This is a genomic window from Paenibacillus sp. PL91, from assembly GCF_012935325.2.
Classification (GTDB): Bacteria; Bacillota; Bacilli; order Paenibacillales; family Paenibacillaceae; genus Pristimantibacillus.
In genome coordinates this window covers 1-12,731 of the sequence record NZ_JABBYG020000034.1, presented here as the reverse complement: position 1 = coordinate 12,731, position 12,731 = coordinate 1, and the positions used below count along the sequence as shown (strand labels likewise).

Annotated in this window: 11 protein-coding genes; 3 read left to right on the top strand and 8 right to left on the bottom strand. The window is 45.4% G+C overall.

Annotated features, from left to right (window positions below; translation table 11 throughout):
• Nucleotides 1-209: 209 nt before the first annotated feature.
• From HI950_RS33980 to HI950_RS33970, 3 genes are all read right to left on the bottom strand, one after another.
• Nucleotides 210-1,403 (bottom strand): winged helix-turn-helix domain-containing protein, encoded by a 1,194-nt coding sequence (locus HI950_RS33980; protein WP_169091257.1) that lies wholly within the window; start codon nt 1,401-1,403, stop codon nt 210-212.
• Entirely contained in the window at nt 1,400-1,597 is a 198-nt protein-coding gene (locus tag HI950_RS33975) for a hypothetical protein (protein ID WP_169091255.1), read from the bottom strand. The genes HI950_RS33980 and HI950_RS33975 overlap by 4 nt, the downstream gene beginning before the upstream one ends.
• Nucleotides 1,598-1,977: 380 nt before the next feature.
• On the bottom strand, nt 1,978-2,520 hold the full coding sequence (locus HI950_RS33970) for a spore germination protein (RefSeq protein ID WP_169091253.1): 543 nt from the start codon (nt 2,518-2,520) through the stop codon (nt 1,978-1,980).
• Nucleotides 2,521-3,037: 517 nt separating this feature from the next.
• Between HI950_RS33970 and HI950_RS33965 the strand changes: the two genes are divergently transcribed.
• Nucleotides 3,038-3,208: a hypothetical protein gene (locus HI950_RS33965; protein WP_169091251.1), complete on the top strand. Its 171-nt coding sequence runs from the start codon at nt 3,038-3,040 to the stop codon at nt 3,206-3,208.
• Nucleotides 3,209-3,730: 522 nt separating this feature from the next.
• On the opposite strand, the gene HI950_RS33960 is transcribed toward HI950_RS33965, so the two are convergent.
• Nucleotides 3,731-4,810: a BMP family lipoprotein gene (locus tag HI950_RS33960; RefSeq protein WP_169091249.1), complete on the bottom strand. Its 1,080-nt coding sequence runs from the start codon at nt 4,808-4,810 to the stop codon at nt 3,731-3,733.
• A gap of 196 nt (nt 4,811-5,006) precedes the next feature.
• Between HI950_RS33960 and HI950_RS36870 the strand changes: the two genes are divergently transcribed.
• Complete coding sequence (locus HI950_RS36870; protein ID WP_169091246.1) at nt 5,007-6,737, top strand: cache domain-containing sensor histidine kinase; 1,731 nt, start codon at nt 5,007-5,009, stop codon at nt 6,735-6,737.
• Nucleotides 6,734-7,489 (top strand): response regulator transcription factor, encoded by a 756-nt coding sequence (locus tag HI950_RS33950; protein WP_169091244.1) that lies wholly within the window; start codon nt 6,734-6,736, stop codon nt 7,487-7,489. The genes HI950_RS36870 and HI950_RS33950 overlap by 4 nt, the downstream gene beginning before the upstream one ends.
• 109 nt (nt 7,490-7,598) lie before the next feature.
• On the opposite strand, the gene HI950_RS33945 is transcribed toward HI950_RS33950, so the two are convergent.
• The 4 genes from HI950_RS33945 to HI950_RS33930 all read right to left on the bottom strand — a co-directional run bounded on the left by HI950_RS33945 (nt 7,599) and on the right by HI950_RS33930 (nt 12,344).
• The gene (locus HI950_RS33945; protein ID WP_169091242.1) at nt 7,599-8,738 is read right to left on the bottom strand and encodes a nucleoside hydrolase; all 1,140 of its coding nucleotides are present in this window, start codon (nt 8,736-8,738) and stop codon (nt 7,599-7,601) included.
• 52 nt (nt 8,739-8,790) lie between these two features.
• Entirely contained in the window at nt 8,791-9,798 is a 1,008-nt protein-coding gene (locus HI950_RS33940; protein ID WP_169091240.1) for a sugar ABC transporter substrate-binding protein, read from the bottom strand.
• Nucleotides 9,799-9,891: 93 nt separating this feature from the next.
• Nucleotides 9,892-10,842, bottom strand: a complete 951-nt coding sequence (locus HI950_RS33935; protein WP_223285666.1) for an ABC transporter permease — start codon at nt 10,840-10,842, stop codon at nt 9,892-9,894.
• Nucleotides 10,843-10,847: 5 nt separating this feature from the next.
• Nucleotides 10,848-12,344: a sugar ABC transporter ATP-binding protein gene (locus tag HI950_RS33930; RefSeq protein WP_169091238.1), complete on the bottom strand. Its 1,497-nt coding sequence runs from the start codon at nt 12,342-12,344 to the stop codon at nt 10,848-10,850.
• Nucleotides 12,345-12,731 lie beyond the last annotated feature (387 nt).

The following is a 12,731-nucleotide window of genomic DNA, read 5'->3' as shown; positions in this document are numbered from 1 at the left end:
AAGTAATTTCCGTTTAGTGACTTGGGTTTGTGCATGCAACTAAATAAAATGAAGATCCATTAACGTAATCTGCCCGTTAGTTTAGCCCGCCGCGCTTGAACCCCCCATTTGAAACTCATGTATACATACAACGGCGCTATCGGACGCGTCGGCTTACCTGTTTCGTACGCGGAAACTTTTCGGCAAATGTTACCGGGGAACTGGAAATATCAGTTCATAGACTCTGTCGAAATCGTCTCGCATCCGTTGAATAAGGCGAAATTTTGAAAACAATTGTTCAAGGCTGTTCGCAATTGCTTTGTTGGCTTTATGTCGTTCTCGTACCAGATGTTTTTAACAACGAGCGTCCCGGCTTTTCGCTCCGCGATTACCTCGGCTCGTCCGATGAAGCTTTCTCCGTATATTAGAGGCAACACATAATAGCCGAATTTCCGTTTGATTGCAGGCGTGTATATCTCCCAGGTGTAATCGAATCCAAATAATTCGTTGATCAGTTTTCTGTCCCATATGAAATTATCTAGTGGGGCAATCAGCTCGCAGCGCCATTTCGGCGCTGGATTTTGCAGAACGGCTTCAATAAGCGGCAAGTCCTCCGCGCGGCAATAAAGTATATCCTTCATTTGTTCCACGGCAACAGCAACAATGCGAGCTTCGTGCAACAGTTGGCGGAAAACCTCGTTGCGCTGCTCCGCTTTCAATCCCCATATGTTCAGCCAGGCATCGGATGCGCGATTCCATAAAAGACCAACAGCGCCGATTCGACGCAGTACCCGCCACTTGTGATGCTCAAGCTCGCCCTCCAGCGGCTCCGCCGCATTCAGCAGATTTGGCTGTATGTACTTCCCGGCGATATCGTAATATTTACGCGTTCCTTTTTTGTGATGTATAATCAACTCGCCTGTCGAGTACATCTGCTCCAGCACCGACCGGGATGAATTGTTTCCGCTGCTCCAGTGGATGGCTGATCGCCAAGCGAAATTTCCATCCAATTTTAGATCACCCGAACTTAGCGAACCGTGATTTTGGATTTGAGCTCGTACTTGCTCTATCAACGCTTCCATTTCGGGATAGCGCTTGGCATGTTGTCGGGCGGCCTGCCTGTACCGCTCAAAATACGGCCAGTCCTCGACAGGGATAATGGCCAAATTCTTGTCGGGATAATCGACAAGGATTCTATCTTGATACAGCAGCTCGGCGAGCATGTTCTTGGTAAATCCTTTGATTCGCGACTGCAACACCAGTTCGGCGTTTTTTCCGCAAACATCGATGGGATCGTATTGAATACAGCCGACCTGCCGCACAAAATCCAATACTCCCTGCTTTCCGGTAAAATGATATTCGCCCAACAACCCGTGCTTCAATAGCAGAAATTGCCTCGCCTGGCGGTTCGTCAATTGGATCATATACACATCGGCTTCTTAACGAAACAAACGGGAGCCGTTTGCACATGATGATGGATGGCGAGATTGCTTATCTCAATAAAGTTACTATTTGCTTCTTTCCATAATGATGGTATCCATTGGGGAGCTTCATTAGCAAACCCCTTTCCTAATTTTCCAATAACCGAAAATTGCTCTTTTTCAATGATTTCAACCACGCCTATTCCCCCTATCCGTTGAAAACACAAAAACAAACACATGTTCCCATAAAATGTTACCATTATCTCGAGCATAAAAACAAGAGCTATTGAAAAATAAAGCCCGTTAACGCAATGAAGCTGCCGATCGCCGCGGCAGCTTCATCTAAGTTGTGTATTGAGCTAAAGTGTCCCGTTAGCGTGATGCCTTTATAGTTCTTTTGTAATTATATTGATAGTATTATTTGATTGTGACGAGCTATCGCTTCCCAGCGCCTGAACATGAATGTGGTCATGAAAGTTCCGATTGCCGAACTCCCATGTTACAGACCATCCATTATTTCCATCTTTATCATAACCAATGAGTTCTCTTTCACTCCAAGTTGCCGTCCCTGTTGGGATTAACCAAAAAAGAACGGTTTCTGTATTTTTGGCCTTGGCAAACCGATCGTCATCATCTCGATTACCAATTTCTCGCTCTTTAAGCGTTTACGAATTAGTGAGATATTGCGCGGCCAATCCTCTACAAAACCTTCACGCGGATCTCTGACTACAGCCTCCGTATCGGGTTCGGTTACGCTTCGCTGCTCTTGTTGACGCACATCTATGGACACTGCATCCAGTCCCGGTGGAACGACAAGACATTGCCCCTCTAGCAATTCTTTCATGCAGGATTCAAGCCCATTCACTTTCTTGATTTCCGCTTGTTTAAACGCTGACAATAACCAATCCATAGGTTCTTGCTTATCCTCCAGCGTTTGATATGGAGTTAAAATTCCGGAGATGACCAGTTCATCAACTAACTTTTTATTAACTAACGTCGACAAATATAGGCAGGTCAATTCGGTTCGTTTTTGCACGATATAAGTTTTCATAACAAGATCAGGCGAGCCGTTCAGTTTTACTTCAATCATTTCCGGCAACTTTTGCATTTGCTTAACCATTCCTTAGGATTCCCTTCACACACAACATTTATTCGAGCTCAGAGCCATAAGAAGATGGTTGATTTTCCGATATGAGCCAAATGAATTCGACCGTCCGGCACTGCAGGGAGGCGAACAAAAGAAGCTCAGGCTCCTAAGCTTTTTGCAACATTGTAGAAACAATGCGCTGTGTTGCACGGCACTGCAATATTCGACACACCGGCATTATGCAATAAAACGAGATCCTTAGATACTGCATCTAAGAACAGTTCTCCTTCTTTATTACTATTACTATTGTGACTTAGAACATCGGTCCTGTCTGGGGAGCGGCTTTATCTATCGCTATGTCCGCATTAACTGAAGCGATTGCTGCCAACGGTTTCGGGCGCGCCCCGGAAGCGAAGATCCACTACAAGCTCCCTGAACCGGGAACCGACTTCATAGCGATCGCGGAGGCTGGCTCCAGCCCGGATAATAGCCTTACCGTAAAGATTAACCCATTAGCGTTGGGTAAAATTCGACTATTATTATTGCGGGGGTGATTCTTAACGTTTGGATGCTGCGACTCGGCTATCGCAATCCTGCCATTCGCGATTTCGCCTCCACTTTTGTCGGAGAAGCCGCTGTCTGCATGATGACCGGCAACGCTATTGATCGAGGAGGTAATTTCGATTTTTTCTACACGAAAATCGGCTTAAGTCCAACCTAAGCGAGAATTGCCCTTGAGGTTAAATACTTCAGCCTTCACATAAACCAAGGAAAGACCGCCTATAAAAGTGCAGTCTTTCCTTAAAATGCTGCTAAAAATGTAATTCTGTTTCCGAGTATTTGCAAACAGTTCGACATAGGAATCTATCCTTATACCTCTATCCAATACAGAATGATCTCACCAAAGTCAATCATCCCCATCACAAGGTTGAACGCGGCAGCATCTTCAGATGTTCTCCGATCAATAGTGCCGGTAGGGTTTAAAATAGCGTTAAACATAGCTGCAATGAAAAGTGGATCTACGGAGTAAAATGTACGAAGGATATTCCGAAACTTGTCGGTAACCAGAATTCCCTCAGTTATCTTCCAATTCTGTACCTGTCGTCTGACTTCGTCATCTCGAAGCGGGATTTCAAGCTCAGCCAGTTCCTTTGAAACATTACTTCCTTTTCATTTTTTTGTTTGAAAGCTCAGAAATTTCAATAAAACAAATGTGCCCTGTCCGGTGGCCTTATTGCCCTCTTCATTCAGCTAGAATCGACTTCACTTTGATTTCGCCGTTTGCGATCTTGAACTCGATAGCTTTCATCTCTTCTTTGATTTGTTCCGGCACATATTTCTCATACAGTTCATCCCTGGCGATTCCTACTCCCCCTTCCTTAATGCTTAAAACTTCCGTTCCGCCGAAGGGAAGGGAGCCTCCTCGAAATTTGCTTAATGCTCTGAAAACGGACTCGTCCACATTTTTGAGCATAGACGTAAGTACGCTGCCAGGGTAAAGCGAGTTTTGATTATTGTCTACTCCGATTGTATATTTTCCAGCCTCATGCCCTGCCTTCAACCCCCCTATCCCCGCCAGTCCGGCAACATTGTAAATAATATCGACCTTTTGGGACGTATACTGCATGGCAGCTAATTCCTTCGCCTTGCCTTTATTCACAAAATCACCTACATAGGAGGCAATCACCTGGATGTCCGGATCTATATATAAGGCCCCTTGCTCGTAACCGTATTTAAAATCGTTAATGGTTTCACCAACCATTCCCCCGATGAATCCGATTCTCTTATCCGGATTTGTCCCTTTAATAGAAGAACTTGTCGTTACCATTGCGGCGAAAGCGCCTGCAAGAAACGAACCCTCGCTCTGAGAAAAACGCATCGTGTATACATTCGGTCTTCCCCCAATGGACCCATCATAATAAATAAATCGCTGTTTCGGATACCGGCCGGACAATTCCTTGACGTCCTCCATCATCCCGCTGACGACTATAACGTCGTACGTTTCCGAGGCGGCCAGTTTATCCAGTTCCGATTTCCTGACTGCAGGTTTCGGATCAGCTTCTATAGTTAACGTCTCAAAACCGTATACAAATTGAGCTTTTTTAATTCCCCTTTCGGCTGAATCGAAAAAACCCTTGTCGCCCAGTTTGCCGCTTACATAATGCAATACTTTGATGCTTTCTGAAGCCGGGTGGTTTTTTGAAGATTCCGCTCCGGCGGAATTCCGGGCTGCAGATCGGGATAAGTCGTAGCCAGCGCATCCGATCGGCAACCAAAGGCATAGGACAGCCACGACGAGCGGGAACCATTGTTTTAGTCTCATTGTCTTCCCCCTTGTCGCTGTTCATTTGCGTATCATTCCCAATATATCATGCAACCTCGCACGGAAAAAGGAGAATAAAAGTGGTTTTATGGTGTAATTACTGACACTATTTTTGAGTTGATCGACCGAGAATCGTTTTGCTAAGATGATAGAGCTACTTATTTGCATGTTATGCTTTGACGAGGGGGTGCCGAGAGTGTTTTTCCGAAATTCGATTTTTGCCAAACTGTTACTCTCCTTTCTGCTTCTTTCAACCTTGCCGCTTATGCTTGCGAGCTGGTTCACTTTGACAAGTTCTGAACAATCGTTAAACGAGAAGCTAAAGAGGGAGACGAACAACATCCTCGAGCAAAAAATAAAAACGCTATATTTCTTTATTTCCGATACACGCCGCATGGGAGATATTATTGCTAAGGATCCAAATGTTCTCGCTTATTTGGAATCGTCGGACGCTGAAACGAGAAAGGCGTATACTGCCGATATGGCCCAGCTACTGTCAGGGACCCAGTCTATCCGTCCGGAAAATATCGGAATGACATTGATTAGCGAAAGCGGTTTCCTCTATGCGAACGGCTATAACTTGCGTACCGGAATCACATCTCGAAGCGAGCTTCCATGGCTTTCTATCGATGAAATCATAACTGACAATTATCAGATATCCCGGATGCATGACCGCTCCTACAGCGTTTTGGAGTCCGATCAACTAGTATTTTCATTTATACGCTTCATAGGAGATTCCGGATTCAAACCCCGTGGAGCGCTGATCATAGATTTCAAGATCGATGTATTGCGGGATTTGCTTAAAAACATTTTTCTATTAGGTGATATTTACGACGATTACGCTTCCGGGGTTATTGTTACAGATAAGACCGGTGAAATTTTGTACCCTTATCCTGCAGGCGTTTTTTCAGCCCAAGATTTCGAGAGACTCGAAACCAACTACTTTCTCATACAGCGTTATGATAGAATGACCGGTTGGAACTTTACCGCTTACTTCCTAAAAAGCGAACTTTACAAACCGATTTATGGCATTCGCAGAATAACGCTCACTATTATGATTGTAAGCATAGTCGTTTGCGTATTCGTATCACTCTTATTGTCACGCCGCATTTCCAAGCCTATTCTGAAGCTGCGGAATCTGATTATGAAAGTTGGCCATGGCGATTTTAATGTCCACTATACAGGCATCGCCCGGGATGAGATCGGTGCTCTCGGCCATGGATTTAATTTGATGGTGCGCCGCTTGCAGGATTTGGTTCAACAAGTATACGAGGAGCAGAATCAGAAGCACCGTGCCGAAATAACTGCAATGCAGTCACAAATAAATCCGCACTTCCTGTATAACACGCTCGAATCCATTAATTCGCTGGCCCGCAAAACAAAGCAGAAAGAGATCAGCCATATGATCATTCAGTTGGGCAGATTGCTACGTTTAAGCATCGGCACCTTCGACGATATGATTCCGATAGATAAAGAGGTCACTAGCGTGAGGCATTATCTTGAGCTTCACAAATTTCGAATGAAGGAGCGCTTTCGGTACGACATTCAACTCGACCCTCAAATCCTAAACCTGTATACAATCAAATGGATATTGCAGCCTATCATCGAGAATACTTTCATCCATGGACTCGATCGGAAACAGAGCTCTGGAAACGTTGAATTGAGAGGATGGCTTAAAGACGACAATGTATACATTCGCATCAGCGACAACGGTAAAGGCATGACGGTATCGGCCGTAGAGCAATTAAATGAAGATCTCGAGCTTCGGGCGATTCAGCTTGCGAAGGATTATGGCCGGGTAGGCTTATTTAATGTACAATCACGCATCAGGCTGTATTTCGGGACGAATTACGGCATACATGTCGAAAGTGATCCAGGACAGGGTGTGACTGTCACTTTAAAGCTTCCCAGAAAGGAAAAGCCATGAAGAAAACGAAATTGCTGATAGTCGATGACGAATGGCTCATCGCGGACAGTTTAAGCACGATGGAAGAATGGGACGAGCGGAACATTGAAGTTGTCGCTATCGCCCATAATGGACACGATGCAATTCGTTATCTGAAGACAGAGCCGATCGAACTCGTACTCTCCGATATCCGCATGCCGGATATGAACGGATTGCAGTTGCTGCAATACATTTACGAAGAAATGCCAGGCACCCAGGTCGTCCTGATCAGCGGATATGAAGATTTCATCTATGCGAAAGAGGCTTTGAGATATGGGGCTAAAGGCTATATTCTGAAGCCCATCGATACCGATGAATTGTTCGATACAATCGATCGTCTTCTGGAATTGCGTCATCTTAAGACAGGCTCCACTGACCGCAGCGATGTCGAATCTTCCGAAGTTTCTCTAACTTACCATGAGGAAATCGTCCGCAAAGCCATGAAATATATTGATGATAACTTGCATCATCCGTTGTCGCTCTCCGATGTCGCCCAGACGGTTCATTTGACGCCTCACTATTTTGGTCAACTCTTCAAAAATGAAAGCGGACAGTTGTTCAACTCTTATCTGACTCGCGTGCGAATGGAGAAGGCTTGCGAATTACTCAAGCGTCCGGGATTAAAAATATACGAAATTTGCGAACAGGTCGGCTTTATCGATCCGAAGTATTTCGCAAAGGTTTTCCAGAAGCAATTCGGTGTTTCACCGAACGAATTTAGGCATCAGAATTGAAGAGAAGCCGCAGGCGTCAAAATACCATTTACGATCTCCTGACTTCATCAACGTTGGTGTTTCTTATGCGAAAATGGCCGTCCTGCGACGGCCATTTTCAGAGGACACTTTATTTCTTCGTCATTAATTTGACATACAAATTCCAGAAAGCTTCGCGGTCGATGTCGAAGACAATTTCAACCTTCTGTGTACCGCTTGGGAAGTTTTCAGGTTTATTAAAATCTCTGTTTCTTGACTCATGATAGCCTATCGATTTGCCGTAGTTAGGGCCATAAGTGTCATCGATATCGATGTATCGGGATTCCACTTTCGTTGCAATTTTAGGATCCAAGAAAATAGCGGCAGTGATCGCATCCCACACGAAGATTTCGGCTTTGGGATTCTTAGCGAATCTCTCACTTTGCAAATCCTTGAACATCTTTACGATCGGTGTTTCCGGCATTTTTACTATTCTGTCGTAGACGGACTTGTTGTAATATACTCTTTCGGCAACATCATTGGGGACAACGATCTGACGCTTAAACGGCGTTCTTAGAGTAATTTTGATGGATTCCGGATCGAACCACCAGTTAAATTCCGCTGCCGGTGAAGTGTTGCCGGGTATGTCGATGGCTCCGCCCATGTAGATGATTTGTTTAACCAAAGGGACGATCTCGGGATTCTTCTTGACTGCCAATGCGATATTGGTAGCCGGGCCGATCGCGAACAGCGTAACCTGATTCGGGTACTTTTTAACTTGTTGTATGATGAAATCGACCGCAGTCGTATCGCTGAGCGGTTTCGTTGTCGGATAACCTCCATAAGGAGCGGCTGCCAGTTTCAAGTAGGATTTGGGACGCTGTCTCGCATAAGAACCCAGATACTCGGAGTTCCCCCAAATTTTCTGTTCGGCATCCAGTTGCGTTTGCCTGCTTCCCATAAGCGGTTCTCCTGCTCCCACGATGACAGGAATATCGGTTCGCTTTATAAGTTCCAACTGACGCAGCGTATACGCAGTGCCTTCTTCTGCCCACGTATTTCCGGCAACGATGGTGACGCCCAGCACATTCACATTTTCCGCGTTCGCCAACATGAACATAGTAATCGAATCATCGTTCAATTCCCCCATATCCGCATCGATGATTACTTTTTCTTTCTCTTTAATCGAGGCAGGGGTTGCAGAAGTCGCGGCATTCGACTCTTGCAGAAATCCCCACGGAATGAGCGTTAAAGCCAACGTAAGCATCATAAGCCATTTTAATGATTTCATTTTCATCAACCTTTCCAGTGTAATTAAGACAATACGATACGATTACGTTTGCCTAGTTCACAATATCTTTCGTTATGTTGACTAAATCTACCATATGTTCAGCTGGCACTTCTTTTCCGTTAAGGGCATCGATGGCGAATTTGACCCCGTAATAGCCCACATCGTCAGGTTTCTGATCAATAGTTGAAATCATTTTTCCATCTTTGATATATTGTTTCGCTTCCTCCAGCGCATCATATGCCGCCACCAAAACTATACCTGTTTTGCCGGCCGATTCGATGGCCTGTACCGCTCCGAGCGCCATCATATCGTTCGCGCAGAACACTCCTGTTAATTCAGGGTTGCTTTGTAAAATGTTTGCCATGACGTTTAATCCTTCTTCTGTTTTCCAGTTGGCGGACTGCGAAGCCACTACTTCAATGCCACTGAACTCCTTGAAAGCTTTCAACGCGCCCGCTTTACGCTGTTCCGCGTTATCTACGCCCTGGATTCCCTCAATAATAGCGACTTTCCCTTTGCCACCCAACTTCTCGGCCAAATACTTTCCGGCAAGATAACCGCCGTCCATGTTACTCGCACCGACGTATGGAATAGGATTTAACCCAGCCTTGTCTGCTGCAGCCTTGTCGATTCGATTGTCGATGTTGATGAGCATAACGCCGGCTTCCTGAGCTTTCTTAAGCACTGGCACGATTTCTTTGGAGCCGCCAGGTGCCACTACGATGGCGTCCATCTTCTTAGAGATCATATCTTCAATTATAGCGATCTGCTGTTCAATGGAGGTCTCTTCCTGGCCGGCTTGCGCGTCCAGCTTGATTCCGAATTCCGCTTCTGCTTTGCGCGCTCCTTTCTCCATCGTGATGAAGAAGGGATTGCTTAGTGTCTTCATAACCAGTCCAATCCGATAATTGTTGTCGCTATTGCCCGGAGACTTTGTCTCTGATTTCTCCGACGGCGCGGACGAACCGGAATTGGAATTGCCCGAACTGCATGCAGAAATCAGTATAGCCATTGCAGTTAGGCATAATAAAGTGAAGAATATGCTTCTTTTCCTTGACATAGATGTTCCCCTCTCAGATTATTCAATGATTATATTAATCAGTCGTGGGCCCGACGACCGAGTAATACCCGCATGTTTAGGTAAACTTATTTGCTATAAAGCGATTAAGTTGTCTCTCTTGCTGCGGCGGTACTGGTCGTAGAAGACTGCGCCGATGATAACGGCACCAATAATGATTTGCTGCAAAAAAGGCGATACATTCATGAGGTTCAAACCGTTTCTTAGCATCCCGATCAAGACCGCTCCCATTATCGTCCCGCTTATTTTTCCTTCTCCACCCGACAAACTGGTACCTCCGATAATGACAGCCGCAATGGCGTCCAGTTCGTAGCCAACGCCGGCAATCGGCTGTCCTGCATTTAGGCGGCCAGCTAGTATTATGGCTCCGATTCCGCACGTGATGCCGGAAATGATGTATACGCAAACTTCTATGAGCGATGTGCGAATGCCAGAGAGGCGCGCCGCCTCCTTGTTCCCGCCGATGGCATACACATACCTTCCGAATTTGGTGTAGTTCAGCACGAATGCTCCGATTATAGCAACTGCGACAGCGTAAACAACAGGGAGTGGAATCCCGCCGATGTTGCCCGAGCTGACCGCAATAAAGCTTTCGGGGAGCATATGGATCGATTGCCCGTTAGTGATATACAGCGCCAATCCTCTGACGATGCTCATCATTCCCAACGTCGCGATAAAGGCAGGAACTTTCAGCTTTGCTATGACGATTCCGTTTACTAATCCCAAAATTGCACCAATAAGGACGCATAGAAGCAAAGGTAAAGCTACACCATAGCTTTGATGCAATGCCATTCCTAAAATAACGCTGCTGAATGCCGTTAAAGGGCCTACCGACAAATCGATGCCGGCCGCTATGATGACAAATGTCATTCCAACAGCTAATATCGAGGAAATGGATACTTGGAGTAAAACGTTCATCAGATTATTGAAATCAAGGAAATACGGATTCAAGAAGGTTAACGAGACGAACAACAAAATAATAGCCAATCCGATTCCAAGCTGATCCGATACTCTTCGCAGCAGCATCGTCTCTACCCCCCTACCATCAACTTCATTATTTTCTCTTGAGTCAAATCGTCATCATTCCGAAGTTCGCCGGTTATTTTCCCGTCGCTCATAACGATAACTCGGTTGCTGATTCTGAATATTTCCGGCAAATCCGATGAGACGACTATGATGCTTTTCCCTTGTTCAGCCAACATTTCAATCCACTTATAGATCTCCGCTCTGGCCCCCACATCGATTCCTCTTGTCGGTTCGTCGAAAATGAGAATATCGCAGTCGGTAACCAACCATTTGGCGATCACCACTTTCTGCTGATTGCCGCCGCTCAGCAATTTCACTTTTTTAAGTCTCGAACTGGTCGCGACTCGCAATCGCTGGATGTAATCTTCCGCTTGTCGACGCTCCTTGCGCGAAGAGAGGATTAAAGAGTGGGAAACCGTCTCCAGCCTGGCCAATGAGATGTTTCTCTCAATACTCATGTTCAGAATCAATCCCTCATTCTTGCGGTCTTCGCTCAAATACCCAATCCCCAGTCTGACAGCATCCTTGGGGCTATTGATTCTGACCGGCTTCCCTCGAACCTCGATCGTGCCCTCTTCCAGACGATTGGATCCGAAAATCAATTTCATTAGTTCCGTCCTGCCCGAACCGACTAATCCGGCAAAGCCGAGAATTTCTCCCTTGTTGAGATGAAATCCAGCGTCCTTTATCACTTTTTTGTAACGGACTCCTTCGACTCTGAGCACCGTCTCATCCTTCGTTCGATCGGGTGCTTTAGCGACATGCGACAGCTCCCTGCCTACCATTTTGCTTATGAGCTGATTCACGTTGGTTACATCTTTCATCCAAACCGAATCCACATACTTTCCATCTCTTAGAATTGTGACCCGATCCACTATTTCCTCGAATTCATGCAATCGATGAGAAATATAGATGACAGACACCCCTTGGCTTCTCAGCTCGCGAATAATTCTGAACAGTTCCCTTGCGTCTTTTTCTGAAATGGAGGAGGTGGGCTCATCCATTATAATAATTTTTCGCTGTTTGATTAGGGAACGGGCTATCTCGACCATCTGCTGCTGAGCCGTGCTCAACTCCCGGACGATAGCTTTGGGATGAATACCGACACGAAGTTTTTTCAGAACTTCTGTCGTTCGCTTCTCCATTTTGGCTCTATTGAGAATCGAAACTCTATTCGTCAGTTCTTCCCCGAAAAACAGATTCTCCGCAACCGTCATCGCAGGGATCAGACTCATCTCCTGATAGATGGTGCTTATCCCTAACTTGCGAGCATCAAGCGAATTGCGAATATCCGCAAGAGTTCCGTTCATATAAATTTTACCGCTGTCCATCGAACAAGCGCCGCTCAGTATCTTGATGAGAGTAGATTTGCCAGCACCGTTCTCACCCAGCAAGCAATGTACTTCTCCTTCTCTGAGATCGAAATTTACGTTCTGAAGAGCATGTACTCCAGGGAACGATTTGGAGACTCCTTCCATTCGAAGAATGGTTTCTTTATTCATTCCGTTACCTCCTTTCAAATGATTGCGCTTTCATTTCTCTTTTACAATTTATCATCCATTCCCCTGACAGGGTAGGAGACAAACGGTTGAATCAAGGTGTAATAATCATGCTGTTTCTTTTCATAATCTCTCGACTGTCGGTAGAAAATAAAGTATTAGACTGGGTGTCTTTATTCCATGCTGATTCTCAATTGTAATATCGTCAGACTTTATAAAATAAGTTTTAGACTGACCTCAGAAATTGAAACAGCGACAGCCAAGGACAAAAAATAAAGTCCTAGACTGTCGCTGTTTCATTGAACTAACGTCTCCCGTTAGCTTAATCTATCGTCTCAGTAAACAAGAGGGTTGTTCGCTGAATAAGAAGCTAAATCCAGAAACTCAACT